Origin of the sequence: Arthrobacter echini, from assembly GCF_004803505.1 — a bacterium.
GTDB lineage: Bacteria > Actinomycetota > Actinomycetes > Actinomycetales > Micrococcaceae > Arthrobacter_D > Arthrobacter_D echini.
In genome coordinates this window covers 85,280-111,973 of record NZ_SSWH01000009.1, presented here as the reverse complement: position 1 = coordinate 111,973, position 26,694 = coordinate 85,280, and the positions used below count along the sequence as shown (strand labels likewise).

The 26,694-nt window shown below is 67.7% G+C and carries 21 protein-coding genes and 4 tRNA genes; 17 read left to right on the top strand and 8 right to left on the bottom strand.

Translation table 11 applies throughout. From position 1 onward, the window contains the following. Positions 1-137 precede the first annotated feature (137 nt). From E8P82_RS11225 to E8P82_RS11210, 4 genes are all read left to right on the top strand, one after another. A tRNA-Glu gene (locus tag E8P82_RS11225) sits at positions 138-210 on the top strand. 88 nt (positions 211-298) lie between these two features. After that, positions 299-372: transfer RNA gene (locus E8P82_RS11220), tRNA-Asp, on the top strand. Between the two features lie 70 nt (positions 373-442). Next, positions 443-518 (top strand) — tRNA-Phe (locus tag E8P82_RS11215). 224 nt (positions 519-742) lie between these two features. Further along, positions 743-1,234 carry a hypothetical protein gene (locus tag E8P82_RS11210; RefSeq protein ID WP_136454946.1) on the top strand — a complete coding sequence of 164 codons (492 nt, stop codon included), beginning with the start codon at positions 743-745 and terminating at the stop codon, positions 1,232-1,234. 31 nt (positions 1,235-1,265) lie between these two features. Here E8P82_RS11210 and E8P82_RS11205 read toward each other — a convergent pair whose 3' ends face one another. The 5 genes from E8P82_RS11205 to E8P82_RS11185 form a co-directional block, all read right to left on the bottom strand. After that, positions 1,266-2,114, bottom strand: coding sequence for a DUF8083 family protein (locus E8P82_RS11205; protein ID WP_136454944.1), 849 nt, complete (start codon positions 2,112-2,114; stop codon positions 1,266-1,268). Beyond that, entirely contained in the window at positions 2,108-2,917 is an 810-nt protein-coding gene (locus E8P82_RS11200) for an exodeoxyribonuclease III (protein WP_136454942.1), read from the bottom strand. The genes E8P82_RS11205 and E8P82_RS11200 overlap by 7 nt, the downstream gene beginning before the upstream one ends. A gap of 23 nt (positions 2,918-2,940) precedes the next feature. Then, entirely contained in the window at positions 2,941-3,768 is an 828-nt protein-coding gene (nadE, locus tag E8P82_RS11195) for an ammonia-dependent NAD(+) synthetase (protein WP_136454941.1), read from the bottom strand. A 198-nt stretch (positions 3,769-3,966) separates the two neighbouring features. After that, a complete protein-coding gene (locus E8P82_RS11190; protein WP_136454939.1) occupies positions 3,967-5,394 on the bottom strand; it encodes a GH1 family beta-glucosidase in 1,428 nt (475 codons plus the stop codon). 263 nt (positions 5,395-5,657) lie between these two features. Further along, a complete protein-coding gene (locus tag E8P82_RS11185) occupies positions 5,658-6,485 on the bottom strand; it encodes a DUF559 domain-containing protein (protein WP_136454938.1) in 828 nt (275 codons plus the stop codon). Positions 6,486-6,756: 271 nt separating this feature from the next. Here E8P82_RS11185 and E8P82_RS11180 point away from each other — a divergent pair, with 271 nt between their 5' ends. Beyond that, the gene (locus E8P82_RS11180; RefSeq protein WP_136454936.1) at positions 6,757-7,332 is read left to right on the top strand and encodes an orotate phosphoribosyltransferase; all 576 of its coding nucleotides are present in this window, start codon (positions 6,757-6,759) and stop codon (positions 7,330-7,332) included. Positions 7,333-7,360: 28 nt separating this feature from the next. After that, the gene (locus E8P82_RS11175) at positions 7,361-8,359 is read left to right on the top strand and encodes an alpha/beta hydrolase (RefSeq protein ID WP_136454934.1); all 999 of its coding nucleotides are present in this window, start codon (positions 7,361-7,363) and stop codon (positions 8,357-8,359) included. A gap of 19 nt (positions 8,360-8,378) precedes the next feature. Here the strand turns inward: E8P82_RS11175 and E8P82_RS11170 are convergent, their stop codons facing one another. Further along, the gene (locus tag E8P82_RS11170) at positions 8,379-9,158 is read right to left on the bottom strand and encodes an HAD-IIA family hydrolase (protein ID WP_136454932.1); all 780 of its coding nucleotides are present in this window, start codon (positions 9,156-9,158) and stop codon (positions 8,379-8,381) included. Positions 9,159-9,236: 78 nt separating this feature from the next. Between E8P82_RS11170 and E8P82_RS11165 the strand changes: the two genes are divergently transcribed. From E8P82_RS11165 to E8P82_RS11155, 3 genes are all read left to right on the top strand, one after another. Then, positions 9,237-9,896: an RNA methyltransferase gene (locus E8P82_RS11165; protein ID WP_136454931.1), complete on the top strand. Its 660-nt coding sequence runs from the start codon at positions 9,237-9,239 to the stop codon at positions 9,894-9,896. A gap of 71 nt (positions 9,897-9,967) precedes the next feature. Further along, positions 9,968-10,987, top strand: a complete 1,020-nt coding sequence (fbaA, locus tag E8P82_RS11160) for a class II fructose-bisphosphate aldolase (RefSeq protein WP_136454929.1) — start codon at positions 9,968-9,970, stop codon at positions 10,985-10,987. A 3-nt stretch (positions 10,988-10,990) separates the two neighbouring features. Continuing rightward, entirely contained in the window at positions 10,991-11,407 is a 417-nt protein-coding gene (locus tag E8P82_RS11155; RefSeq protein ID WP_136454927.1) for a DUF3151 domain-containing protein, read from the top strand. A 46-nt stretch (positions 11,408-11,453) separates the two neighbouring features. Here the strand turns inward: E8P82_RS11155 and E8P82_RS11150 are convergent, their stop codons facing one another. Next, positions 11,454-13,004: a peptidoglycan-binding protein gene (locus tag E8P82_RS11150; protein WP_136454926.1), complete on the bottom strand. Its 1,551-nt coding sequence runs from the start codon at positions 13,002-13,004 to the stop codon at positions 11,454-11,456. A gap of 292 nt (positions 13,005-13,296) precedes the next feature. On the opposite strand from E8P82_RS11150, the gene E8P82_RS11145 reads away from it, so the two are divergent. From E8P82_RS11145 to nrfD, 5 genes are all read left to right on the top strand, one after another. Then, positions 13,297-15,930, top strand: coding sequence for a beta-glucosidase family protein (locus E8P82_RS11145; RefSeq protein WP_136454924.1), 2,634 nt, complete (start codon positions 13,297-13,299; stop codon positions 15,928-15,930). A 4-nt stretch (positions 15,931-15,934) separates the two neighbouring features. Continuing rightward, positions 15,935-16,807, top strand: a complete 873-nt coding sequence (locus E8P82_RS11140; protein ID WP_136454922.1) for an oxygenase MpaB family protein — start codon at positions 15,935-15,937, stop codon at positions 16,805-16,807. Positions 16,808-16,996: 189 nt separating this feature from the next. Further along, positions 16,997-20,296 (top strand): formate dehydrogenase, encoded by a 3,300-nt coding sequence (fdh, locus tag E8P82_RS11130; protein WP_168796554.1) that lies wholly within the window; start codon positions 16,997-16,999, stop codon positions 20,294-20,296. Next, positions 20,297-21,292: a 4Fe-4S dicluster domain-containing protein gene (locus E8P82_RS11125; RefSeq protein WP_136454917.1), complete on the top strand. Its 996-nt coding sequence runs from the start codon at positions 20,297-20,299 to the stop codon at positions 21,290-21,292. After that, positions 21,289-22,371: an NrfD/PsrC family molybdoenzyme membrane anchor subunit gene (gene nrfD / locus E8P82_RS11120; RefSeq protein WP_136454916.1), complete on the top strand. Its 1,083-nt coding sequence runs from the start codon at positions 21,289-21,291 to the stop codon at positions 22,369-22,371. The genes E8P82_RS11125 and nrfD overlap by 4 nt, the downstream gene beginning before the upstream one ends. Positions 22,372-22,381: 10 nt before the next feature. Here nrfD and selD read toward each other — a convergent pair whose 3' ends face one another. After that, the gene (gene selD / locus E8P82_RS11115; RefSeq protein ID WP_136454914.1) at positions 22,382-23,398 is read right to left on the bottom strand and encodes a selenide, water dikinase SelD; all 1,017 of its coding nucleotides are present in this window, start codon (positions 23,396-23,398) and stop codon (positions 22,382-22,384) included. Positions 23,399-23,440: 42 nt separating this feature from the next. On the opposite strand from selD, the gene E8P82_RS11110 reads away from it, so the two are divergent. The 3 genes from E8P82_RS11110 to selB all read left to right on the top strand — a co-directional run bounded on the left by E8P82_RS11110 (position 23,441) and on the right by selB (position 26,683). Continuing rightward, positions 23,441-23,535, top strand: a tRNA-Sec gene (locus E8P82_RS11110). Positions 23,536-23,564: 29 nt separating this feature from the next. After that, complete coding sequence (selA, locus tag E8P82_RS11105) at positions 23,565-24,896, top strand: L-seryl-tRNA(Sec) selenium transferase (protein WP_136454913.1); 1,332 nt, start codon at positions 23,565-23,567, stop codon at positions 24,894-24,896. 2 nt (positions 24,897-24,898) lie between these two features. Further along, positions 24,899-26,683: a selenocysteine-specific translation elongation factor gene (selB, locus tag E8P82_RS11100; RefSeq protein ID WP_136454911.1), complete on the top strand. Its 1,785-nt coding sequence runs from the start codon at positions 24,899-24,901 to the stop codon at positions 26,681-26,683. Positions 26,684-26,694: the final 11 nt, after the last annotated feature.

Here is a 26,694-nt window from a genome sequence, read left to right as displayed (position 1 = left end):
CCCCTGATCGTACAGAGTGCAGCCGTGCTGCTGCCCTCGGCATGGCAGGGTCGCCCTACGAAGTTGCGTGCGGAACGATGTGAGGGGTGGTGATTTTGTGTAAGCCATCATGTGGACCTATAGTTCTGTAGGTCCGGGCCCCCATCGTCTAGCGGCCTAGGACACCGCCCTTTCACGGCGGCGGCACGGGTTCGAATCCCGTTGGGGGTACGCACGAGCAGCCCTCGCGGGCGGTCGAACTGAAGGACGAAGTGCTGGTAGGCTGAAGCTCGTGCAAAACGGCACATGAAGTTAGCAAGGCCCTGTAGCGCAGTTGGTTAGCGCGCCGCCCTGTCACGGCGGAGGTCGCGGGTTCAAGTCCCGTCAGGGTCGCTCAGGCGACTGGGTCCCCCCGGGGAGCCGGTCGGGCTGGATACGGTGATCATCGGCATGATGGTCGCAAGGCTCTGTAGCTCAGTTGGTAGAGCGTTCGACTGAAAATCGAAAGGTCACCGGATCGACGCCGGTCGGAGCCACCACTGAAAACCCCGTTGTTCCCCATGGAACGCGGGGTTTTTTCGTGCCGGGCCCCGGTAGCGCGACCGCCTCCGCCTTCCAGCCAACCCGGGGGTTGGCCCCGTAGGATCTCGGCGGGTGGTGTTCCAGCAGCGGAGGCCGCACCCGGCGCCCGGTGCCGCAGCATCTCCGGAGTAGGACGCGTGGGTCAGGCATGGTTCGGCTGCATCGAGACGAGAGGGTTCCAGTGAGACTCCTGTATTCCGTGGCCGGCCTCTGCGTGGTCGCCGTGTCTCTCACGGGGTGCAGCCGGGAATCGACGACGCCGGCGGAGACGATGCTCACGATGCCCGCGCACGTGCATCCATCGCCGGAAGCCACCGGTTCCCCGAGGGGAGAGCGGAACCGCCCCGCAGGAGCCGACCAGGATGGGATACGGAGCACCGGGGACGCCGAGGCGTCCGGACACTGCGTGCTCGTGGCAGGAGGGCTGAGCACGGCCACGCTGGCGCCGCTGAGTCTGCGTGCCGGTGCGGACCGGCAGCAGCTGATGGAGCTCGAGCAGCAGCTCCTCGAGCTCCGGGACAAGCTCCCCGCCGACCTGCACGACGACTTCACCACGCTCGCGCACTCAGCGGAGGCTCCGCCGTCGGGCTCGGGTACTTTCGACGAGAAGGCGTTCCGGGAGGCCATGGAGCCGGTGGAGGACTGGCTCGAGCATCACTGCACCCGTCACTGAGACTGGACCGGAATCCTCGTGGGCGAGGACGTCAGGAGGCGCGGGCGAGCTGGCGGATGGGGATCCACCGTGATGCCAGGCGGCGGTAGGCGGCCGCAGCGCCCAGCATGTCCGCCTCGGCGAGACTCTCGATGCCCAGCCTGACGTCCGAGGGGGAGTCGTCAGGGAACACGCGCTCGGCCACCGGGCCGTAGTCCACCTCCACCACGGCGTCCCGCCGGAAGATCCCGAGCCACTCGACGAGCTCGGTGATCTCGTCGAACAGATCCATCTCGGGTGCGGCAACGGCGAGGTGCGCGATCGAGCGCTTTCCGCGGTCGATGCAGTCGCCGATCCTCGCGGTGATCCGCACCGTCGTCACGCGATCCTCGTCCTCGACCACCTCGGTGAGATCGTCCTCGTGGATCAGCGCGAACCAGGCGAAGGGGACCCCCCAGGTGGCCGACCGGGTGTGCAGTTTGGCGACGGAGTCGGCGAAGGTCTCCGGATCGAGCCGGGCCTGATGTGCCTCGCGGGCGACCTCCGGCACCAGGACGTCGATCAGCGGGCCGCGCAGGCTCTGGTCGAGCGACTCCGCCGCCAGTGCCGTCCGGACGGCGAGCTGGTTGGGGCAGTAATAGGGCGTCGTCGAGCCGTTCGACGTGGGGAAATGGGTGATGCGCATGAGGTCCGGCTCGTGGTGGGGGAACGGATCCGAGATGGTCCGCAGGATGCGGCGCAGGGACTGCTCGTGCTCGATCGCATCCGTCTCGCTGCGTTCCCGCGTGCGCTGGGCGAGGATCGCCAGCTGCTGCGCATCCGAGAACGCCTCGAGCGGCTCGTAGACGCGAAGATGGGAGACGTAGGGGAACACCTGGGCGCTGCCGGAAATGGTCACCACCCGCTGAGTTCCACGACGACGGGCGCGTGGTCCGATGCACCCTTGCCCTTGCGTTCCTCACGGTCCACGAAGGCTCCCGTGGTGCGCTCGGCCAGGGCGGGGGAGCCCAGTACGAAGTCGATGCGCATACCCTCCTTCTTGGGGAATCGCAGCTGCTTGTAGTCCCAGTATGTGTAGAGCCCCGGTCCCGGCGTGAAAGGGCGCGCCAGATCCGCGAAGCCGGAGTCGAGGAACGACTGGAAGGCCTCCCGCTCCGGGGGGCTGACATGGGTGTACCCGCCGTTGACGAAGAGGTCGATGTCCCACACGTCCTCGTCCTGCGGTGCGACGTTCCAGTCACCCATGAGAGCGATCTGGGCTCGAGGCTCCTCCGCGACCCACTGCTGCGCGTGAGCGCGAAGGGTGCTCAACCACTCGATCTTGTAGGGCATGTGCGGATCATCAAGTGCCCGCCCGTTCGGCACGTAGAGGCTCCATACGCGCACACCCCCGCAGGTGGCGCCGATGGCACGGGCCTCCTGCACGGCGTCCTGGCCCGGCTTGCCGAACGCGGGCTGGTCGGGGAAGGTGCGCATCACGTCCTCGAGCCCCACGCGGGATGCGATGGCCACGCCGTTCCACTGGCTGAAGCCGAAGTGCGCCACCTCGAAGCCGCTGTTCTCGAACAGGTCCCAGGGGAAGTTCTCGTCCTTGCACTTCGTCTCCTGGATGGCCAGGACGTCGACGTCGGAGCGCCCGAGCCAGGCCTCGACGCGGTCTGCTCGGGCACGGAGGGAGTTGACGTTCCAGGTCGCGATCTTCACGCTTCCTACGGTACCAACGGCGGTTACTCCTCCCGCCACCAGGAATCGGAGACGGTCACGGGTAGCGTGCGCTTGTGCCGTGAGATGCGGTAGCGGTGCTCGATCGCCTCGGCGACCTCCACGGGCACCTCGCGTCCCTCGAGGTAGTCGTCGATCTGGTCGTAGCCGAGTCCGAGCTCCTGCTCGTCGCTCCGCCCGGGAGAAACGTCCAGGAGATCGGCGGTGGGGACCTTGTCGGCGAGCGCCGCAGGTGCGCCGAGTTCCCTGAGCAGCGCGCGGTTCTGGCGCTTGTTCAGGCCGTGGAGCGGGAGGATGTCGGCTCCGCCGTCGCCGAACTTCGTGAAGAAGCCCGTGACGGACTCGGCACCGTGATCCGTCCCGACGACCACGAGATTCTGCTGCCCCGCGATCGCGTACTGGGCCACCATGCGCACCCGCGCCTTCGCATTGCCCTTGGTGAAGTCGGAGATCGGCTCGCCCGTCGCGGCGGTGTACTCCTGCTGGATGCCGTCGACGGCTGGTCCCACATTGAACACCTGCGACGTCCGCGGCTGGATGAAGGCCAGGGCAGCCTGCGCGTCGTCCTCGTCGTGCTGCACCTGGTAGGGAAGCCGTACTGCGATGAAGTCGGCGTCCATTCCTTCGGCGCGCAATTCGTCGACGGCGAGCTGGGCGAGTCTGCCGGCGAGCGTGGAGTCGAGGCCGCCACTGATACCCAGGACGAACCCGCGCGTCCCCGTGGCATCGACGTAGTCCTTCAGGAACCGGACCCTGCGGCGGATCTCCGCCGAGGGGTCGATGGTCGGCTTGACGCCCATGGCCCGGATGATCTGTGCCTGTGTCTCACGCATGCTCCTAGGCTACTCGGGCCGGATTTCCTCGCCGTTACAACCCCGCAGGAGCCATTCCGAGGGGCGTGCGTTCCGGTCTCGGGGACTTCGGCGTCACCTTCAGCGTGTCGGTCCGCGACACGCCGCCCGAACAGCCCGGCACGCCTTCGAAGACCCCGGATGCGGTACCACGCAGGCCATGGCAGCGTCCGGTGAGGGTCATCTCGTCGCGGCGATCATCCGTGCGTAGGCCAGACCGCTGTCCTTGACCGTGCGCTCGCAGGTCCCGTAGTCGACGCGCACCACCCCGAAGCGCTTGCCGTAGCCCCAGGACCACTCGAAGTTGTCGAGCAGGGACCAGACGAAGTAGCCGCGCACGTCGGCGCCCTGGTCGATCGCGTCCCCGACGGCTGCGACGTGGTCCAGGATGAACGCTGTCCGCTCGGGATCGTGGACCGCTCCGTCGGGAGCGACGACGTCGTCGTACGCCGCACCGTTCTCGGTGACGTAGAGCGGCGGGAGGCCCTCGTACTCCTCGCCGAGGCGCACGAGGAGCGTCCGCAGACCGTCCGGATTGACCTCCCAGTTCATGGCGGTGCGCGGCAGGCCCCGGCTGGGGAAGGCGAGGTCCTCCGAACCGATCCAGGGCGACGACGTCGGGCGCGGCGCGCCGCCCGCGTGAGAGTCGCCGTCCTCGTCCGTGGGGTGACCGCTGACGAGGTCGTCGTGGTAGTGGTTCACGCCGAGGAAGTCGATCGGAGTGCCGATGATGTCCAGGTCCCCGGGCCGGATGAGCTCCCGCAGTCCGAACTGTTCGAGGTCGGCGAGGGTGTCGTCCGGGTAGGCGCCCCGGAGGATCGGATCGAGGAAGACCCGGTTCTGCAGCGAGTCGAAACGGCGCGCGGCGTCGAGGTCGATGGGGTCCGCGGCGTCGCGCGGGATCGAGTTGCTGAGATTGAGGGTGATCCCGAGATGCCGGGCGCCACGGGAACGCAGCCCATCGACCGCCAGGCCGTGGGCGAGATGCTGATGGTGTATGGCTGCGACGGCTGCGCATGGCTCCTGACGGCCGGGAGCGTGAACGCCGGCGGCGTAACCGAGCAGCGACGAGCAGAACGGTTCGTTGAAGGTGGTCCAGTGCTGAACGCGGTCCCCGAGTGCTGAGTAGACATCATCGGCGTACTCGACGAAGCGGTAGGCGGTGTCGCGGTTGGCCCAGCCGCCCTTCTCCTCGAGCGCCTGCGGGAGGTCCCAGTGATAGAGCGTCAACCAGGGGAGGATCCCCGCATCGAGCAACTCGTCCACGAGGCGCGAGTAGAAATCGAGGCCTACGGCGTTCGGAGCCCGGTCGCCCGGACGCACACGGGACCAGCTCGTCGAGAATCGGTAGGAATTCAGTCCCAACTGCCTCATGATCGCCACGTCCTCCGGCATGCGCTGGTAGTGCTGCACGGCGTCCTCCGGGGTTTCACCGTCGGCGGTGGCGCCGGGCAGGCGGGCGAAGGCATCCCAGATGGAGTCCTCCTTGCCGCCGCTGTGGCCGGCGCCCTCGACCTGCGCCGCAGCGGTGGCCGAGCCCCACAGGAAGCCCTCGGGCCACGTCCTCGCGTAGCTGGTGTCGTCGGTACGGGATGGGTGCTGCGGCATCGGTCGTCACTGGTCCTTCCAGGAGGTGGGCTACGAGCTTACGACCCGCCGCGACGAGCGCTGGTACCCGGCAATGGCCGGGGCAGCTCGGTGCCTCGGAAGCTCCGTGTGACCGTTCGGATTGTGGGGGTTCTGCCGACCCTGGACGGCGTGTCGGTCCGCGACACGCTGTCCGAACAGGCCGGTGTGGCTTCGAAGACCTCGGATCCCGAACGGGCAGGATCCCGAACGGGCAGTGTACGGACTGCGCGAGGACGATCGGTTCAGCGGAGCGGCCGGCCCGAGAGGACTGCGAGCACCTGCGCCAGGACCTCTCCCGGATGGAACATGACGTCCTCGTAGCCGTAGCGCAGCACGAGGTAGCCGCCGACGATGCTCATGTTGTCCCGCCGTCTGTCCCGCCTGCGTGACGCGCGGTCGGAGTGGTACGCGTCGCCGTCGACCTCCACCACGAGGAAACCCTCCAGCACGAAGTCCACCCGGCCCACGCCGTCGAGCTGCACCTGGGCTTCCACATGGAGTCCCGCGCGCGAGAAGAGAACGCGGGCGACGACCTCCAGTGCCGATTCCGCTGTTCCGGTCACGAGGTCGAGAGCCGCCCGGGCCGGACCATTGCGATTTCCCTGCAGCCGATCGAGAATGAAGGACCGCACGGTGTCGCTGCGGCGCAGGGCGCTTTCGACCATGACAGCGGCATCGAGCGGAGGGAGGCAGTGGAGGGCGTGGATGAGGGCGTCGACCCTGCCCACCAGCGGCAGGGAAGCGTGCACGGGTACGGACAGGGGTCGGTGGTGGTTCGTCCAGTCCTCCTGCGCGCGGGCATGGCAGTACAGATGGTGGATCGTCGGCCGATGGAGGAGCCACAGATCGTAGTACTGTGCCGCCGAGGCGCACGTGAGGCGGGCATGGTGCAGGGTCGCGGTGACGAGATCGGGCGGTGCGTCCGGGAGAGCGAGAACGCCCTGCCGCAGCCGGAGGATTGCCCCGGACCGGATCTGGCGCGAGATCTCCCGGCTCGTGACCCCTCGTTCGAGGAGCCGGCCCGTCCTGGCCACCGCACCCGCGAGTCTAAGGGCAGTGACGGCGTCCATGCGTCGATTCCACCGCCCACAGGACGGTTCCGGGTGAGAACGGGCTCATACGTGGACAACTGCAGCGGTGCTGATCCGGGGACGTCGAACCAGTCAGACGCGTGTCGGACGGCGACACGCCGCTGGATCGGCCCACTGCGGGCTCAAAGCCCCCGGATTGCCGACCGACGCCGAGGCCTGACGGCGAAGGCCCGGCCGGATTCCAGGTCAGCACCGCCGACGGTGCTGGCAGGGAGCGCCGGAGCACCTGCCCGCTCGCTAGACTGACCGGATGACCGCCGAGATCTCCGCCCAGAGCGCCGACCGTGCCCGGCTCCTCGAGCTGATCAGGGAACTCGCCGTCGTGCATGAGCGCGTCACGCTCTCCAGCGGTCTCGAAGCCGACTACTACATAGACCTCCGCCGTATCACGCTCCACCACGAGGCATCAGTCCTCGTGGGGCGGGTCATGCTGCAGATGCTGGACGACGCCGGCATCGCCTTCGAGGCTGCCGGCGGACTCACGATGGGCGCCGACCCGGTGGCGACGGCCGTGATGCATGCGGCAGCGCGTGCCGGGCGCCCGGTCGACGCCTTCGTGGTGCGCAAGACCCAGAAGACGCACGGTATGGTGCGCCAGGTCGAAGGACCCGACGTGGCCGGTCGCGCCGTGGTCGTCCTCGAGGACACGTCCACGACAGGCGGTTCCGCACTGACGGCGGTCGACGGCGTGCGGCGTGCGGGCGGTGACGTCCGGGCGGTCGCGGTGATCGTCGATAGGGACACCGGCTCCAGGGAGCGCATCGAGTCCGAGGCCGCCGTGCCGTATCTCTTCGCATTCGGCAAGGAGGAGCTGGGTCTTCCCTGACGAGGGGCAGCGTGAAGCGGAACGGTACATGATCGACGACGACGGGGCGCTGCAGCAGGCGAGGGATCTCCATGCCTCCTCGCGCAGGTCCTTCCTCATCGGTTCGGCGGCCGCGGCAGTCATCGGTACGGACCTCGTGATCACGCGAGTGATCCAGAATCAGCGCCAGCAGAACCGGATCCTGTCACTCGACGACGACCGCGCGCGCCGGCGTTTCCCCAGGGCCCGCTGGGTTCTCTTCCCCGGGTTCAAGACCAGCTGGGAGGAAGGGCTCTGGATCCTGGATTCGTTGCGCCCGGCGCTCTCCCGCCGCGGACAGCTCGCCGCCATGGGGTACTCGAACCGCGGTCTGGACATCAATGCCATCGTCGCGACCATGAACCGTTTCGTCGCGAACTTCCAGCTCGAGAAGCTGTACTTCTACGGTCACAGTTTCGGTGGCATGGTGGCGGTCGAGGTGGCAGCCCGCCTGCAGGACCGCGGTATCCCGGTGGAACTGATCTTCCTCGACTCCTCCCCGTCCAGTCGCTTCGACGTTCGGGACCAGCGGATGTTCAACGGCGTCGTCCGGCTCTACGAGGCCGGCGTGAGAGTCCCGATCAGCCTTCGCGGAACCTACGAGCTGGGCGAGCGGATCGCCCACAAGAACGAGCGCACCTGGGGCCAGATCCTCCAGCAGTCCCTCGAACAGCTCTCGCCCCTGGCCCCCAGCACGGAGCTGGTCCAGTCGCAATCGTCCTACATCTACCACTTCGACGTGTCGAGATTCCGGTTGTCCCTCGGGGACACCAGGATCGTCTTCGCGGGCAACCCGGACGACGAGGTGGTGGACTACTCGACGGCACCGACCGGGTGGGCGCGGGCACTGCCCGACAACGTGGCGGCCACCGACTACGTGACCGAGGGGGCGCTACCCGCCCACGCGAGTCCCCAGTGGAACTCGGCGATCTATCAGCCGATCATCACCGCTGTGGAGAGGGAGTACGCGCCGCTGCCCACCGGTGGTGCGTGGAAGAGTGCGTTCTAGCACCCCCGGCAGCCCGGACTCAGACCTGCTCGACCAGGTCCGCGACCGACGTGCAGACCTGGCCGGGCCGGAACGGGAAGGTGTCGATGTCCTTCTGCTGAGTGATCCCGCTGAGCACGAGGACCGTGTGCAGTCCAGCCTCCATCCCCGCGACGATGTCGGTGTCCATACGGTCCCCGATCATCGCCGTCGTCTCCGAGTGGGCCTCGATCCGGTTCATGGCCGAGCGGAACATCATCGGATTGGGTTTGCCCACGATATAGGGGTCACGGCTGGTGGCTGCGGTGATCATTGCCGCCACGGCACCGGTCGCCGGCATGGGTCCCTCCTTGGAAGGACCCGTGACATCGGGATTCGTGACGATGAACCGTGCGCCGTCGAGGATCAGGCGCACGGCCTTGGTGATCGCCTCGAAGGAGTACGTCCGGGTCTCCCCGAGCACCACGTAGTCGGGATCGGTGTCGGTGAGGACGAAACCGGCCTCGTGCAGCGCCGTCGTGAGCCCTGCCTCGCCGATCACGAACGCCCTGCCGCCCGGCAGTTGCTCGGACAGGAACTGCGCAGTGGCGAGCGCCGAGGTCCAGAGGTTCTCCTCCGGGATCTCCAGCCCGGAAGCCTTCAGGCGTGCCGCGAGATCACGGGGAGTGTAGATGGAGTTGTTGGTCAGGACGAGGAAGCGCTTCGAGGTGGACACCCAGCGCTCGATCAGTTCGGCGGCGCCGGGGATCGCATGGTCCTCGTGCACCAGCACGCCGTCCATGTCGGTGAGCCAGCACTCGATGTGTTCGTTCTCGCGCATGAGCTTCCTTTCGAGGGGGTGGGACCTGCGGCAACCGCAACGTCCAGTCTTCCACCCTCAGAGCCGTACCCTTGGACGGTGAACGAATCCCTGACCGCGCCCGGCGCCACCGCCGACGAGGCCGCGCCGCAGCCGGTGGGCGTCGGCCCGTGGGAGGGACCCTGGCCCGACGGCGAGCACTGGGACCGCGCGCTGCTGGCTGCCGGGGACACCCGCAACGTCGTCGACGGGTACCGCTACTGGAGGCACGAGGCGATCGTGGCGGATCTCGACGAACGCCGGCACGGCTTCCATGTCGCCATCGAGAACTGGCAGCACGATCTGAACATCGGTTCGGTGGTGCGCACGGCCAACGCCTTTCTGGCCGGAGAGGTCCACATCATCGGGCGACGCCGGTGGAACAGGCGCGGCGCCATGGTCACCGACCGCTACCAGCACGTGCGCCACCACCCGAGCGTGGCCGACTTCACCGCGTGGGCCGCAGCGGCGGGGCTGGCGGTGATAGGGATCGACAACTTCCCCGACTCGGTGCCGCTGGAGACGTACGAGCTGCCCACGCGCTGCGTGCTCGTGTTCGGGCAGGAGGGTCCGGGTCTGACGCCGGAGATGCACGAGGCGGCCCAGGCGACGCTGTCCATCGCGCAGTTCGGTTCGACCCGTTCTATCAATGCCTCGGCGGCGGCGGCGATCGCCATGCACGGCTGGGTGCGCCAGCATGTCTTCGACCAGCACCCCTGACGGGGCCGACTGCGCCGTGCAGGTCCGCTCGCTAGGATGAAGCAAGCACCTACCCAGAAGGAGTTCACAGCATGCCTATTGCCACCCCTGATGTCTACGCCGAGATGCTCGACCGCGCGAAGGCGGACGGCTTCGCCTTCCCCGCTGTGAACGTGACCTCCTCCCAGACCCTCAACGCGGCGATGCGCGGCTTCGCCGAGGCGGAGTCCGACGGCATCGTGCAGGTCTCCACGGGCGGCGCCGCCTACTGGTCCGGCGCGAGCGTGAAACACATGGCGACCGGCGCGCTCGGCTTCGCGGCCTTCGCCAAGGAGGTGGCGAGGAAGTACGACGTCAACATCGCCCTGCACACCGACCACTGCCCCAAGGACAAGCTCGACGACCTGGTGCTACCCCTGCTCGCGGCCTCCGAGGACGCCGTGAAGAACGGCCGCGATCCCATCTTCAACTCGCACATGTGGGACGGCTCGGCGGAGACCCTCGAGGAGAATCTGCGCATCGCCCGCGAGATCCTGCCCCGCATGACCGCGGCCAAGATGATCCTCGAGGTCGAGATCGGCACGGTCGGTGGCGAGGAGGACGGCGTCGAGAACGCCATCAACGACAAGCTCTACACCACGGTCGACGACGCGCTGGCCACCATCGACGCACTCGGCGCCGGTGAGCACGGCCGGTACATCACCGCCCTGACGTTCGGCAATGTCCACGGGGTGTACAAGCCCGGCGGGGTCAAGCTGCGGCCGGAGATCCTCGAGGAGATCCAGCAGAAGGTGGGTCAGAAGATCGGCAAGGACAAGCCGTTCGACCTCGTGTTCCACGGCGGCTCCGGTTCCTCGGAACAGGAGATCGCCGACGCCGTCTCCTACGGCGTCGTCAAGATGAACATCGACACCGACACGCAGTACTCGTTCACGCGTCCGGTGGCCGACCACATGCTGAAGAACTACGACGGCGTCCTGAAGATCGACGGCGAGGTCGGCAACAAGAAGACCTATGACCCGCGCGTCTGGGGCGCTGCGGCCGAAGCCGGGATGGCAGCCCGTGTGGTCAGCGCCGCCACCTCCCTCGGTTCCGCCGGCAAGAAGCTCTGAGCCGTGTCCGACGAGTTCAGGAAGAATCTGCTGGGTCCCGACCCGACCCTGCTGCCCGAGGAGCCCGAGGTCGTGGAGCGCCTGGCCGCCGGGGACGAGGCGCTCGATCTCGCAGCGGCCCATCCGACGTCGTCGCTCGTCTGGGCCGTCCTGGCCGACGAGGCCTACGCCGAGGGCCGGACCATCGAGTCCTACGCGTTCGCCCGCACCGGCTACCATCGCGGTCTCGATGCGCTCCGGCGCAGTGGCTGGCGTGGGACGGGTCCGGTGCCCTATTCGCACGAGCCGAATCGTGGCTTCCTGCGCGCGCTCTACGCCCTGGGCCGGGCAGCAGCGTCCATCGGCGAGATGGACGAGGCGGAGCGGGTAGCGGCTCTGCTGCGCGACTCCGATCCGGAGGCCAGCGCCCAGCTCTCCTAGCCGGATCGTGTGGTGCTGCCGGGCAGGTGCCGGCCTGCGCCGGTCCTCAGCGGGTCGATGCCGCGTGCTGGGCCTCGTAGAGGGATGCGGGCTCCAGGCCGGGACGGCCGGTGCCCTCGCGGTAGCCGGTGGGGGCGTCGACCGGTCCGTTGCCGGTGACCCGGCCGCCGCAGCCGATGGCGAAGTTCTGGGCCGTGGGAGGTCGCTGGACCACCAACCGGGCGGAGGCCCTGGTGTTCCAGGCAACGGAATTGACCGCCGACCAGCCATGGCCGCTGCCGTAGTCACCCCTGCTGCCCAGCAGGATCGTCGTGTCCACGCGGGGGCGGATCTCCTCGTGGTTGTCGAACAGCAGGCCCTGTGACCAGCGCCGATGACCCTCGGACGATGCCCGGCTACCGGTTGCGGTCGTGCGGTGGAACACGATGCCCGACGTGCTGCTGCCACCGTTCGCCACGAAGGAATGACGCCCCTGGGTGGCATGGCAGTCGGTGAACAGGATCTGCTGCGAGCCCTGTTCGGCGTCGAAGTTGTACCGGTAGCCGGGGCGAATCGGTGATGCGGGCTCGAGGGCATGGCAACCAGCTACGGTGGCCTGCGTCGTGTAGGTGGTGTAGATGCCTGCTTTGGCGAAGCGCAGGACGGTGCAGTCGCGGACCCACGCATCGCGCAGATTCATCAGCCTGATGCCGTTGGCGGCGTGCTTCCTGTCCTTCGTGCCGCTGGCCTTGATGTCTATCCGCAGCTTCTCCACACCGATGTCCGTGCTCAGCCCTGCCTCGTCCCACCGGTACAGGTAGCAGCGGGTGAGGGACCGGTCGAGAGCCTGGTAGAGCGGGGCATCGATGGTGATGCGGTCTCCGGACACCTCGACGACGCGCCGCAGGTACATGATCGGCACGTCGTCCGGCTTCCATGACGGATCATCCTCGGTGCCCCCACGGTCGATGGCTTTCAGCCAGGTGGGGTCGTCCGGATGAACGATGACGACCAGGTCACCCTCTCCCAGGGAGCCGGGATCGGCCACGGTGAGCGAGGTGGACCCGAGCGGCACGAGCTCATCGGTCACCTTCGTGCGGGTATCCGGGTCCTGGCCGTTCCATGAGCCCCTGGTGCCGACCACGATGACGTCACGCGCCGAGGGTGAGTTCCCGACGGCCCGCAGGACGGTGTTCGTCTCCGGGTCCTCACCGTCTCCCGCGCCCCGCAGGACGACGCCGTTCCCGGCAACCCTGAGCGTGCCTTTGATCCTGTACGTTCCCGGACGCAGTTCCAGGGCTCCTCTGAATCCCTGGGGGCCCAGGGGCATACCGGCCACCTCGTCGATCGCCGACTGCAGGTGCGCGGTGTTGTCCCCCTCGATCGGGCCGACGGTCCGGACGGTCTCGACCGTCGGGAGCTGTTGGCCACCGCGATAGCCGACGGCGCCGAAGTCCGGAAGCCGGTAGCCGTTCGGCTCGTGATAGGTCAGCGTGCCGTCCTTCGCGACGCCGAGCAGCCGCGACTGCCAGGTGGAGGGGGCACTCTCGCAGGCGCTGACAGCGCCGATCCCCAGGACAGCGGCACCGGTGAGGAAAGCGCGCCGAGAGACCGGCATCAGGCTCCATTCCTTCCAGGGGCCAGGCAGAGGGGTGGTGCACCACGGTGCCCCGACCGTACGACCTGTCCCAGTCTAGGGTCGCAAACGATGGGACCCTGCAGGCCGGTGACGGAGCGCGTGGGCCGTGTACCACATGATGCCCGGATCATACCGATGCCGGGAAAGTCGGGCGTTGGGTCCCGTGGGTGTTGTTCGCGGCTGTAGGTTGAAGCGACAAGACGGGACGGAGGGCTGTCATCGGATGTCGGTCGGCTTGTTCCGGTGCACCTGAATGCTAAGGAAGTCTTCAATGCGTTACTTCGGGAACAGATATGCGGCGGTGGTGGGTGCTGCGGTCCTCAGCGTCGGGCTCGTGGGCGGGTCGATGAGCGCTGCGCTGGCCGCGCCTGGGGCGTTGATCAGTCCGGTGCGGCAGAGTGATCCGTCGGATCAGCCGTGGATGGATTCGGAGCTGACACCGCAGGAGCGGGCGGATGAGCTGCTGTCGGCGATGACGCTGGACCAGAAGATCCAGCAGATGCAGAATCTGCCCGAGGAGAACGACATCGAGGGCACGTATCTCGCCGAGGGCGGGGAGCAGGCCGAGTGCGGCTTCACGCGCATCGGGCGGCATATCGAGGGTATCGAGTCCCTGGGGATTCCCACGATGCGGGAGGTCAATCAGGGTACCGGGATCAGGGGCGGTGATTGTTCTCCGGAGCCGATCAAGACCGGTGGTCCGTCGGCTCCGCTGAATGCGGCGAGTTTCGACACGACCGCCGTCGAGGGGTGGGGTGCGGTCCTGGGGGCGGAGGCGAAGTCCTTCGCGCATCCGGTGCTGCTGGGGCCTGGGCTGAATCTGCTGCGGAACCCGTTCGCCGGGCGCGCGCAGGAGTATCCCAGTGAGGATCCCTTCCTCGCCGGTACGATCCAGAGCGCGCAGATCCGTGGCACCCAGTCCGAGGGTACCCAGGCGATGATGAAGCATTATGCCCTCAACGACAACGAGTACGACGTGGAGCGTTGGACCTCGGCGGTGCATGTTCCGGCGCGGGCGATGCATGAGTTGTATCTGCTGCCGTTCGAGATGGCGGTCAAGGACGCCGAGGTCGCCGCGGTGATGTGCTCGTTCCCCATGGTCAATGGTCGCTGGGCCTGCGGTAACGAGACACTCCTGAGGCAGACCCTGGACACGTGGGGTTTCACCGGGTGGATCGAGGCGGACCGTCGGGCGATGCACAACACGCTGAATTCCCTGAATGCCGGTGTGGGCTGGGAGCTGGACTTCGAGCCGATCTACTACACGGCGGATGCTTTGAAGGAGCATATCCGCGAAGGCCATATCGTCCCCGCGGACATCGACCGGGTCCTGCGCCCGCGCTATGTGCAGATGTTCACGTTCGGCAATTTCGATGATCCGTTGGACTCCTTCGGGGAGGACGATCTGGAGGCGCACCGGGACACGGCACGCACACTCGCCGAGGGCGGGGTGGTCCTGCTGCAGAACACCGAGGACACCCTTCCGCTGGGCGGCAGTGTGGAGAGCGGGGACATCGGTTCGGTCGCGCTCATCGGGCCGGACTGGTTCGCAGGCCAGGCGTCCATGCCACCGAGGAACGGTAGCCCGAGCGAGCTCGTGATGACCGCGACGCAGGAGACGGTCACCCCGGAGGAGGGCATCAGGAACGAACTGGAACGACTCGGTTCGGAGGCGACCGTGACCTACAACGACGGCGCCGACATCGCCTCGGCGGTGGAGCTGGCCGAGGAATCCGACCTCGTCATCATGATGCTCGGTACCACTCCTCGCGAGTCGCAGGACCTGGAAACCTTCGCCCTGTCGGAGGTCAACGGGGTCCAGCAGCTGGAGCTGCTCAACGCGGTCGCCGACGCGAACGCGAACAACGTCGTCGTGCTCAAGACCGGCACCTCCGTGCTCACCGACTGGTCCGACAAGACCAGGGCCATCGTGGCGGCTTGGTTCCCCGGGCAGGACGACGGCGATGTGGTCGCCGGGATCCTCTTCGGCAGGCTCAACCCGTCCGGGAAGTCCCCGGTCACCTGGCCGACCAGCGAAAGGGAGGCCGCCTGGGAGACCGAGCGGCAGTACCCCGGCATCCGCCAGGAGACCGGCACCTGTGGCGGGCAGGGCGTTCCGAGCGGCTTCGGGGTCGGCGACGACGCCGATGCCGATGCGCAGGAGTGCCCGCCCCAGCTGGTCACCTACTACGAGGAGGACCTGGCGATGGGGTACCGGTGGTACGAGAAGAACGACGTCGAGCCGGCGTTCGCCTTCGGCCACGGGCTGTCCTACACGGACTTCGAGTACGACCAGCTGCGGGTCGACCAGATCGAGCACCCGAGCCCGGACCAGACGGTGATGACCGTGCAGTACCGGGTGACCAACACCGGTGACGTCGCCGGCGCGGAGGCCTCACAGGTCTACCTCACCCTGCCGGAGGAGGCGCAGGAGCCGAGCAAGCGCCTGGTCGGGTTCAGCAAGGACGTGCTCGAGCCAGGCGAGAGCAGGGACGTGAGTGTCGTGCTCGACTCCAACGCCTCCAACCACCCCTTCAGCTACTTCAAGTCCGAATCCGACCAGCTGCAGGAATGGGACGAGGGCGACTGGAAGCAGGCCGAGGGCGATTACACCGTCCACGTCGGTGGTGCCTCCAACAGCGTGCCCCTGACCGAGACGGTCAACTTCACCTGTGAACAGCAGGACGCTACCGGTACCTGCATCGCCCTGGCCGGCGGCGCCGCAGCCTCGAATGCCGACGGGGACAGCAGCTCGGACGACTCGAGTGAGGCAGCATCCTCCAACGACGGCGCACTCAGCGCCGGAGCGATCACCGCGATCGTCGTCGGCGGCCTGCTGCTCCTCGCCGCGATCGTGGCCCTGATCATCTGGCTCCCACGACGCAGCACGAACAGGGTCGGCTGAGCGCTTGAAGCGATTGGGGCAGTTCTTCCCGCCCCGCCCGGGACCGGGTGAGGCCGGCGATGCCGGTCTCTTCGGTCCGGATTCCGCGGCCTGGCGGATCGCTCGCGAGCGCGTCATCCTCGCCGGTGGCCCTGCTGCGCTGTTGCTCCAGGTGGCTCATCCGCTCGTGGGAGAAGGTGTTCGCTCCCACAGCGGTTTCGCGGCCGACCCGCTGAGGCGCCTGCGTGGAACGCTCGACGCCGTCCTGACGGTCACTTTCGGGGACCGGGCGCAGGTCCGTGCCGCATCAGGGAACGTAGCGCTCAGGCACCGCCCGGTCCAGGGGACTCTTCCGGATTCCAGCGGGTCGGTCAGAGCGGGAACGCCCTACAGTGCGAGCGATCCGGCGTTGTCCCTGTGGGTCTTCGCAACCCTGGTCCGGACGGCACTGGAGGCGACGGAGATCTTCCTCCGGCCGATCAGCTCCGACGAGCGCGATGCCTACTACCGCGACATGAGGCAGTTCGCCCGGCTGTTCGGGGTGACCGAGGAGATCCTGCCCGCGAACCACGCAGCCCTCGAGCGGTATGTCGCTGAGCAGATCCGCACAGTGCTCGACGTCGGTGCGACCGCGCGGCTCATCGGCGGACAGCTCCTGGCGCCCGATCCACCGCTCGTTGCGCTCCCGTTACGGAGAGTGCCCGCGCTCCTGGCGGCAGGCCTCCTGCCACCGGCGCTCCGGGATGCCTACGCCCTGCCCTGGCGGCGGCGGGAGCAGGTGGCCTTCGCCGTCGTCCGCCGTGTGGTGCGCCTCGCGATACCGATGCTCCCCGCGCGTTGGCGCTACTGGCCGCACTACACAGTCGCCCGCGAGCGGGTAGCCGGCACGGCCGGCTGACCCACTACACCGCCTCGCACACCGGAGGACTTGCAGATCCTGAGAGGTCGAACCACCCGTGGTGGATCGACTGTGAGGCGATCGCGTCCGCCACCGCGGAATGCATTGCACCGCGGGAGGTATTCGTCAATCTGCTCATCCACCTGGTTCTGTCTGTTCTTGCCCCACGCGGTGCGCTAGGGTCACGGTATGTCGAGGTTCAGCTTCTTGGAATGGCCAGTTGTTCGGCAGCTTCGCTCCGGCGATCCACTCGGTCGCGGCGAAGCTGTGACGTCGCAGAAGACCCGCGACATCACAGCACGAACGTCCACCGCGGACCGCGTGGTGCAGAGCGTCTGCCCCTACTGTGCTGTGGGGTGCGGGCAGCGTGTCTTCGTCAAGGACGAGAAAGTCGTCCAGATCGAGGGCGACTACGATTCACCGATCTCCAGGGGCAGGCTCTGCCCGAAGGGGTCGGCCAGCGAGCAACTGGTCAATGCACCCAGCAGGCAGATGTCCGTCCTCTATCGGGCGCCCTACGCCAAGGATTGGCAGCACCTGGATCTGGAGACCGCCACTGACATGGTGGCCGACCGGTTCATCGAGGCGCGTCGCAACACCTGGGAGGACACCGACGAGCAGGGTCGCGCCCTGCGGCGCACCATGGGCATTGCCGGCCTGGGTGGGGCGACGCTGGACAACGAGGAGAACTATCTGATCAAGAAGCTCTTCACGGCAGCCGGAGCCGTGCAGTTGGAGAACCAGGCGCGTATTTGACACTCCGCCACGGTTCCCAGTCTGGGAACCTCATTTGGTCGGGGCGGAGCCACACAGACGCTCGAGGACATGGCGAACGCCGACTGCATCGTCATCCAGGGTTCCAACATGGCCGAATGCCACCCGGTGGGATACCAGTGGGTCGCTGAGGCCAAAGCCAGGGGCGCGAAGGTCATCCACGTGGATCCCCGATTCACGCGCACCAGTGCCGTTGCCAGTAAGCACGTCCCCATCCGCGCCGGATCCGACATCGTCCTGCTCGGCGCCCTGATCAACTACGTCCTCAGCAAGGACCTGTGGTTCAAGGACTACGTGCTCGCCTACACGAATGCGGCAACCGTGGTGGGAGAGGATTTCCGTGACACCGAGGACCTGGACGGGTTGTTCTCCGGCTACGATCCCGAGACCGGCCAGTATGATCTGTCCTCCTGGGCGTACGAGGACAAATCAGCCGGGAAGGGTGGCGACGGCGGCTCCGAACACGGCTCCGACACGTCGTCCCGCGCGGCCGGCGACCAGTACGGCAGTGGCGGGCCGGCGATGGACGGCGAGTTCGTACAGGACCTCACCCTGGAGCATCCGAGGACGGTGTTCCAGATCCTCAAACGCCACTATTCCCGCTACACCCCGGAAATGGTCCACGAGGCGTGCGGCATACCGGTCGAGGATTTCGACTATGTGGCGCGGGCCATCACCGAGAATTCCGGTCGGGAGCGCACCACGTGTTTCGCGTATGCCGTGGGCTGGACCCATCACACCGTGGGCGCGCAGTACATCCGTACCGCGGCGATCCTGCAGCTTCTGCTGGGTAATGTGGGCAGGCCGGGTGGAGGAATCATGGCCCTGCGCGGTCATGCCAGCATCCAGGGCTCGACGGACATCCCGACGCTGTTCAATCTGCTGCCGGGCTACCTGCCGATGCCGAAGGCCGAGATGGGAAGCCTCGACGAGTACCTGAAGGAGGTCTTCTCCCCGGACGGAAAGGGGTTCTGGGCGAACGCGGACGCCTATACGGTCAGCCTGCTCAAGGCCTGGTGGGGTGATGCCGCCACAGAGGACTCCGAGTGGGCGTACCAGTACATGCCCCGCATCAACGGTCCCCACGGGACCTACCAGACGGTCATGCGCATGCTCGACGACGAGGTCGAGGGTTACTTCGTCTTCGGCCAGAATCCGGCCATCGGATCTGCTCACGGCAAGCTGCAGCGGCTGGGGATGTCGCACCTGAAGTGGCTCGTGGTGCGGGACTTCAACCTGATCGAAACCGCTACCTGGTGGAAGGACGGGCCGGAGATCGCCACGGGTGAACTGAAGACGGAGGATATCGGTACCGAGGTCTTCTTCCTACCGGGAGCCACCCACGTGGAGAAGGCAGGCTCGTTCACACAGACCCAGCGGCTGCTGCAGTGGCGGCACCAGGCTGTGCGGCCGCCGGGCGACTGCCAGAGCGAGTTGAAGTTCTTCTTCGAGCTGGGCAAGCGGATCCGAGCGAAACTGGCCGATTCGACGGACGAGCGGGACCGCCCGTTGCAGGATCTGACCTGGGACTATCCACTCGACGAGCACGATGAACCCGACCCCGAAGCGGTCCTCGCCGAGATCAACGGGTGCCATCTGACGGGGCCCGAGGCAGGAACTCCACTGTCCTCGTATACGCAGATGCGCGCCGACGGCTCCACCGCCGGCGGATGCTGGATCTACACCGGTGTCTATGCCGACGGTGTCAATCACGCCGCCGATCGCAGACCCGGCCAGGAACAGGGTCCCGTCGCCTCCGAGTGGGGTTGGTCCTGGCCGGCCAACCGGCGCATCCTGTACAACCGGGCTTCGGCGGACCTCGAGGGCAAGCCGTGGAGTGAACGCAAGAAGTACGTCTGGTGGGACGAGGAGCAGAAGCGGTGGACCGGGGACGACGTGCCCGACTTCCCCGTGGACCTCGCTCCCGGTACTGTCCCGGATCGTGACGCCAGAGGAGTTGCTGCGCTCGCCGGCGACGACCCGTTCATCATGCAGTCCGACGGCAAAGGATGGCTCTACGTCCCGAAGGGTATGGTCGACGGCCCGCTGCCGACACACTACGAGCCTCAGGAGTCCCCGGTCTCCAATCCGCTCTACGGGCAGCAGCAGAATCCCACCCGGGTGGTGTTCCCGCGCGAGGACAATCTCAGCGCGCCCAGTGCGGGTACCCGAGGTTCGGATGTCTACCCCTACGTGTTCACCACGTACCGCCTGACCGAGCATCACACGGCCGGTGGGATGAGCCGGTGGTTACCGTATCTCTCCGAGTTGCAGCCGGAGATGTTCTGCGAGGTCTCTCCGGAGCTGGCGGCCGAACGAGGGTTGGAGCCCTACGGATGGGCCACCATCATCTCGCCGCGTTCGGCGATCGAGGCGAAGGTACTGGTGACCGATCGGGTGAAACCGTTGAAGGTGGGTGGGCACACCGTTCACCAGATCGGCTTGCCGTACCACTGGGGCGTGGGACAGGACGCTGTGGTCTCCGGCGACGCCGTCAACGACCTGGTCGGCGTGACGCTGGATCCCAACGTACAGATCCAGGAGTCCAAGGTGGGTTCGTGCACCATCGTCCCGGGTCGTCGGCCGCAGGGCGCTGAGCTCCTCACCCTGGTCTCCGATTACCAGTCCCGCGCGGGGCTGACACCGGAAACGGGCAATCAGAAGCTCACCGGATCAGATCCGGTGTCGGGCGAGGGCACCAAGGAGGAGAACTGAATGGACCCATTGACCGAATCCCCGGATCACCTCAGGCACAGCGGGCACCCCCGGAAGGGTTTCTTCACCGACACGTCGATCTGCATCGGGTGCAAGGCGTGCGAAGTCGCGTGCAAGGAATGGAACCGCAATCCTGTGGACTCGGACTATCAGTTGCTCGAGTCCTCCTATGACAACACCGGCGAGCTCGGCGCGGACACCTGGCGCCACGTCGCGTTCGTCGAGCAGGGCCGTGAGCAGATCGATCGTGCCCGTGAGTCGGGTAAGGCTCTCGTCAGCCTCGGCATACCCAGGATCGGCCCGCCCGGGCAGGACAGGGCGCCGGACCTGTCGAATGCGGATACAGCCCCGCCGGACACCGATGAGTTCCGGTGGTTGATGTCGTCGGACGTGTGCAAGCACTGCACCAATGCGGGGTGCCTCGATGTCTGCCCCACCGGAGCGCTGTTCCGGACGGAACATGGCACCGTGGTAGTGCAGGACGACGTCTGCAACGGCTGTGGAACCTGCGTGGCTGGCTGCCCCTTCGGTGTGATCGAGCGGCGGAGCAACGGCACGGCAGGACCGAAGACCGACCGCGACTTCACCCCCGGAGAACAGGCACCCACGCGCAACGGCGGCGTCGCCCAGAAGTGCACGCTGTGCTACGACCGGATGGTCGACGATCAGACCCCGGCCTGCGCGCAGGCCTGCCCGACGACGTCGATCAAGTACGGCGAACGCGAGAACATGGTCACTGCTGCGAAGGAGCGGGTGGCGGAACTGCATGCGCAGGGGTTGACGGAAGCGCGGCTCTACGGAGCCAATGATTCCGACGGCGTGGGAGGCACCGGCTCGGTGTTCCTGCTGCTGGACGAACCGGAGGTGTACGGGTTGCCGCCGGATCCCCAGGTTCCTACGAAGGACCTGCCGCGCATGTACAAGCGGGCCGGTGTCGCCGCCGCCGGCATGCTGGTGGGCGCCGCCGCAGCCTTCCTGGTAGGGGGCCGGAATTGACGGTCTCCGACTTCGACGACTACAGGCCGCCTGAACCGCCCCACAGCCGGAAGCGGGACGGCAAGCGCCGTCGGGGTGGTTCGGGTCAGGGGCGTGTGGAACCATCGGTGGTCCCCGACGTCGCTTTCACGTCCTACTACGGCCGTTCAGTGGTCAAACCTCCGCCATGGGGGAACCCCATCGCCGTCTATCTCTTCCTCGGCGGGGTAGCAGGCGGTTCTGCGCTCCTCGGCCTCGGTGGTCAGATGACCGGGCGCCTGATCCTGCGCCGCAACAGTAGGCTGGCTGCGCTGGCAGCAACCGGGGCCGGAGCGGCGGCGCTGGTGGTGGATCTCGGCCGTCCCGAGCGGTTCTTGAACATGCTCCGTACCATCAAGCTCACCTCTCCCATGAGCGTCGGCTCGTGGATCCTGGCGGCGTTCGGCACGGGTGCTGGAGTATGTGCTGCATCGGAGATCGACCGGATGACCGGTTCCAGGCTCCCGCTCGGGCCGCTCCGCCGAGTATTGCGGGGCCTCGAGGGTCCGGCGGGAGTAGAAGCGGCCGTGTTCGCGGCCCCCCTGTCGGTCTACACCGCGGTCCTTCTCTCGGACACCGCGAATCCGACCTGGAACGCCGCGCGGGAGGATCTGCCTCTGGTCTTCGTCGGGTCGGCCAGCCTCGCCGCCGCGGGCCTTGCCATGATCACCACTCCCGTGAAGGAGGCCGGGCCGGCGCGGACGATGGCGTTGCTGGGGGTTGCCGGAGAACTGATCGCCACCAGGGTGATGGAGCGGAACATGGATCCGGTCGTCGCAGAGACCCTGCATCAGGACGCACCGGGACGGATGCTCGCCTGGAGTGAGCGGCTGGCTGTGATCGGGGGCGTCGGTGTGCTGCTGGGCGGGAGGCACCGGCTCACCGCGGCCCTGTCGGGAGTAGCGCTCCTGGGCGCCTCGGTCCTGACACGCTTCGGGATCCTGCGCGCGGGCCTGAGATCCACCGAAGATCCGCGGTACACCATCGAACCGCAGAAGAACCGGCTCGCTGCACGACGGCGGGCAGGCATCGTCCACGATTCGATCACGACGAGCGACTGAAGCCCTTCCGTCAGCGTATGTCGATGCCCGGTATCTCGGTGGTGTGTCCCACGACGGGATGGCCCGGCAGCTCGCCCACCACGAGCAATCCCCCGGAGGTCTGGGCGTCGGCGAGCAACAACAGGTCCTCCTCCGAGACTCCCGCCGCGGTCCGCAGATGGGGGCGGACCCAGTCCAGGTTGCGTCGGGTCCCACCCGAGATGAAGCCGTCGCGCAGTGCTTCTCGGGCCCCGGTGACCAACGGCACCGCGTCGTGATCGATGACCGCGCCCACTCCGGAGGCCCGGCACATCTTGTGGAGATGCCCCAGGAGACCGAAACCGGTGACATCCGTCGCGGCCCGCACCCCGTGCTGTACCGCTGCTTCGGATGCGTCGCGGTTCAGTTCCACCATGGTCGCGATGGCCTCGGGAAAGATTTCCCCGGTGGTCTTGTGCCGGTTGTTCAGCAGGCCCAGCCCGATCGGCTTGGTGAGTGTCAGGGGGAGACCGGGACGGGCGGCATCGTTGCGGAGCAGCTTGGTGGGGTCGCCGATCCCCGTGACCGCCATTCCGTACTTCGGCTCCGGGTCATCGACCGAATGCCCTCCGGTCACCGGGCAGCCGGCCTCCGCGGCCACGTCGAGTCCGCCGCGTAGAACCTCGGCCAGTAGCTCCATGGGCAGCACGCCCCGTGGCCAGCCCACGAGGTTGATGGCGGTGACGGGACTTCCACCCATGGCGTAGATGTCGGACAGGGCGTTCGCTGCCGCGATCCGGCCCCAGTCATAGGCGTCGTCGACGACCGGGGTGAAGAAGTCCGCGGTCGACAGCACCGCGAGATCGTCACGGACCAGGACAGCGCCGGCGTCGTCGCCGCCGTCGAGCCCTACCAGAACGCTGGGGTGCCTCTGCCCGGTCAACCCGCTGACAACGTCCTCGAGTTCGCCGGGAGGGATCTTGCAGGCGCATCCTCCGCCGTGGGCGAAGCCGGTGAGTCGTACTGCTGCGAGTTGTTGCTGATCCACACCAGGGGCCCGTGCTTCCATGGCAGCCAGTCTAGGCATGCTCAGCGGTGTTAGCATCATCCTGGAGGCGTCTGGGTCCTGGTGTGCCCCCCGGTCTTCAAAACCGGTGAGACCGAGTAGCTCGGTCTGGCGGGTTCGATTCCCGTCCGCCTCCGCCACTTGCCGTTGGTATCCCCGAAGGAGGGCTGTGGGCACACACGATCCGCGTCGACTCATTCCGCGGACCGACAGGCTGCTCTCCCACCCGGAGCTCCGACTCGCCCGGGCCCGTCTTGGCAGCGACGTCATCAGCTCCCTCGTCCAGCAGGTCCAGGACCGGGCGCGCTCGGGTGAGATCGCGCCGGAGGATGTCGAACCGCAGATCCTGGCCGCTGTGTCCTCCCGGCGGGCCACGTCCCTGAGGACGGTGCTGAACGCCACGGGCGTCATCGTCCATACGAATCTCGGCCGTGCCCCTTTGTCGCAGGTCTCCCGGGAGGCTCTGCTCACCGCGGCCGGCTACGTCGACGTGGAACTGGATCTGGCCACCGGGACCCGGTCCGGACGCGGGATCGGCGCACGGCAGGCGTTGTTGCGCGCCTGCCCGGCAGCGGAGAGTGCGCTTGTGGTCAACAACGGCGCAGCCGCCCTGCTGCTGGCCACCACGGTGCTGGCGGGTCCGGGCGAGGTGGTGATCAGCCGCGGGGAACTGGTCGAGATCGGCGCAGGCTTCAGGCTTCCCGAGCTGATCGAATCGACCGGCGCGCGTCTGCGTGAGGTGGGCACCACCAACCGGACGCACCTGCGTGACTACGAAGCAGCGCTGGGAGACCGGACCGGCTGCCTGCTCAAGGTCCACCCGAGCAACTTCCGGATCAGCGGATTCACCTCCGGGGTCGAGGTGCATCGACTCCGGACGCTGGCCGATCGATACCACGTCCCGCTCGTGGTGGATCTGGGGAGCGGCCTGCTCGAGCCCGATCACGTCCTACCCGACGAACCCGACGTCGCGAGTGCGTTGGACGCCGGCGCCGACGTCGTCATCGTCAGCGGGGACAAACTCCTCGGCGGCCCGCAGGCGGGACTCCTGCTCGGCCGCGCCGAGGTGATCGACACGCTGGCGCGACATCCGCTGGCCCGGGCGCTGCGGACGGACAAGCTGACGCTGGCCGCGCTGGAGGCCACGGTCTCCGGTCCGGTGACCCCGGTGGTCGCAGCGCTGCACGCTGATCCGGTGCGGCTTCGCGAACGCACGGAGGCGCTCGCGAGGGCCGTGGGTTGTGCCGTGGTCGAACACGACGGCAGGGTCGGCGGCGGCGGAGGCCCCGACGTGCCGCTGCCTGGCTGGGCGGCCCGGCTTCCTGAACGTGCTGCCCTGCCGCTGCGCACAGGGGACCCGCCCGTGCTGCCGCGGGTCCATGATGGTGCCTGCCTGGTGGATCTGCGGTGCATCCCGGAGGACGACGACGAACAGGTGACCACGGCTGTGCTGGCGGCTCTGGAGCGGCCCGGCGACGTGCCGGGACTGGAAGGCAGCTGAGGATGTTCGTCGTTGCGACCGCAGGGCATGTCGACCACGGCAAGAGCACACTGGTACGTGCCCTCACCGGGATGGAACCGGACCGCTGGGCGGAGGAGCGCCGCCGTGGGCTGACCATCGACCTGGGGTTCGCCTGGACCCGGCTCTCGTCGGGCCGGGATGTGGCGTTCGTGGATGTACCCGGACACGAGCGGTTCCTCGGCAACATGCTGGCCGGGCTGGGACCTGCGCCGGCGGTGTGTTTCGTCGTCGCCGCCGACGAAGGGTGGCAGGCGCAGTCCAGTGATCACCGCGATGCGATCGCCGCCCTCGGCATCAGTCATGGAATCGTGGTGCTGACGCGGAGCGACCGGGCGCCCGGCGGTTCGGGCCAGGTACTGGCGCGCGTTCGGGCGGAACTCGAGGGCACCGGGTTGAAGGACGCACCGGCCGTCGCCGTGTCCGCGGTGGACGGCACCGGGCTCGAGGAGCTGCGCCGCGCGCTGGACGCCATGCTGTCGACCCTGCCCCCACCGGACCCGGACACCCGCGTCCGGTTGTGGATAGACCGGTCCTTCACGATCAGCGGCGCCGGAACGGTGGTGACGGGCACGCTGAGCTCCGGCACTCTCTCGCGGGGTGACCGGCTGGTGCTCGCAGGCAGCGCGGGAACCGACGTCGTGTCGGTACGGGCTCTGCACAGCCGCAACGAGGCTGCTGACTCCATCGGTCCCACCAGCCGCGTCGCGGTCAATCTCAGGGCCGGACTTTCTGCGGAAGCGATCCACCGCGGGGACGTTCTGCTCACGGAGGACAGCTGGCTGGAGGTGGATACGGTCGACGTCCGGCGCACCACGGGTACCTCTTTCACCGACATTCCCGCACAGCTGTTCGTTCATGTGGGTACTGCCGTCGTGCCGTGCCGGGTCCGCCCCCTCGGGGAGGACCACGCACGCCTCACTCTCGACCGGCGCTTCCCACTCGAACTCGGTGACCGCCTGGTACTGCGCGCGGCCGGCGGGCGGGGGGTCCTCGCGGGAGCGCAGATCCTCGACGTCGATCCACCAGCGCTGGACCGGCGCGGTGACGCAGCCCGGCGGGCCGCAGTCCTCGCGGACATGTCGCCCGGCGGGGATGCGCTGACGGAGATCGCTCGTCGCGGGGCGGTCCGGGTCGAACAGTTGCGCAGGATGGGTGTCTCCCACCTGGACGAGGTGCCCGACGGCGTGAGGACCTTCGGTGACTGGTGGGTGCACGAGGCCGCGCTCGAGGGGTGGCGGCGGCGAGTGCGCAGCGCCGTGGAGCACCTGGCGAAGCAGGACCCGTTGGCGGCCGGACTGTCGCACGGAGCGGCCCGGGATCTCCTGGGGCCGGCCGGCGCGCTGCTGGAAGCGGTCGTCCGGGAAGCCGGCCTCGAATACCGTGCTGGTTTCATCACCCTGCCCGGTCGGCGTCCGGACCTCGGTGCGGCCGAAGCGGGGATCGCCGTACTCGAGAAGCGCCTGACCGCGGGTCCCTTCGCTGCTCCGGAGGCCCATGACCTGAAGGGGCTCGGGCTGGGTAGCCGGGAGCTGGCAGCAGCTGAGCGCAGCGGGCGCCTGTTGAGGATCGGCGACGGTGTCGTCCTGCTACCGCGGGCACCGGCCCTTGCAATGCGCGAGCTCGCGGCCCTGCCGCAGCCGTTCACGACCAGCGAGGCACGGAAAGCGCTGGACACCACGCGCAGGGTCGTGATCCCGCTGCTCGAGTACCTCGACGGACGCGGCTGGACCCGGCGGCTCGATGCGAACCGGCGTTCCATCACCTGAGCCCGGAGGCG

What these genes read in the sequence shown, in the direction of transcription:
- E8P82_RS11145 (WP_136454924.1), top strand. Translation starts at nt 13,297, where the DNA reads ATGCGTTACTTCGGGAACAGATATGCGGCGGTGGTGGGTGCTGCGGTC.
- selB (WP_136454911.1), top strand. Translation starts at nt 24,899, where the DNA reads ATGTTCGTCGTTGCGACCGCAGGGCATGTCGACCACGGCAAGAGCACA.
- E8P82_RS11180 (WP_136454936.1), top strand. Translation starts at nt 6,757, where the DNA reads ATGACCGCCGAGATCTCCGCCCAGAGCGCCGACCGTGCCCGGCTCCTC.
- E8P82_RS11150 (WP_136454926.1), bottom strand. Translation starts at nt 13,004, where the DNA reads ATGCCGGTCTCTCGGCGCGCTTTCCTCACCGGTGCCGCTGTCCTGGGG.
- E8P82_RS11190 (WP_136454939.1), bottom strand. Translation starts at nt 5,394, where the DNA reads ATGCCGCAGCACCCATCCCGTACCGACGACACCAGCTACGCGAGGACG.
- selD (WP_136454914.1), bottom strand. Translation starts at nt 23,398, where the DNA reads ATGGAAGCACGGGCCCCTGGTGTGGATCAGCAACAACTCGCAGCAGTA.
- E8P82_RS11175 (WP_136454934.1), top strand. Translation starts at nt 7,361, where the DNA reads ATGATCGACGACGACGGGGCGCTGCAGCAGGCGAGGGATCTCCATGCC.
- fbaA (WP_136454929.1), top strand. Translation starts at nt 9,968, where the DNA reads ATGCCTATTGCCACCCCTGATGTCTACGCCGAGATGCTCGACCGCGCG.
- nadE (WP_136454941.1), bottom strand. Translation starts at nt 3,768, where the DNA reads ATGCGTGAGACACAGGCACAGATCATCCGGGCCATGGGCGTCAAGCCG.
- E8P82_RS11125 (WP_136454917.1), top strand. Translation starts at nt 20,297, where the DNA reads ATGGACCCATTGACCGAATCCCCGGATCACCTCAGGCACAGCGGGCAC.
- E8P82_RS11170 (WP_136454932.1), bottom strand. Translation starts at nt 9,158, where the DNA reads ATGCGCGAGAACGAACACATCGAGTGCTGGCTCACCGACATGGACGGC.
- E8P82_RS11185 (WP_136454938.1), bottom strand. Translation starts at nt 6,485, where the DNA reads ATGGACGCCGTCACTGCCCTTAGACTCGCGGGTGCGGTGGCCAGGACG.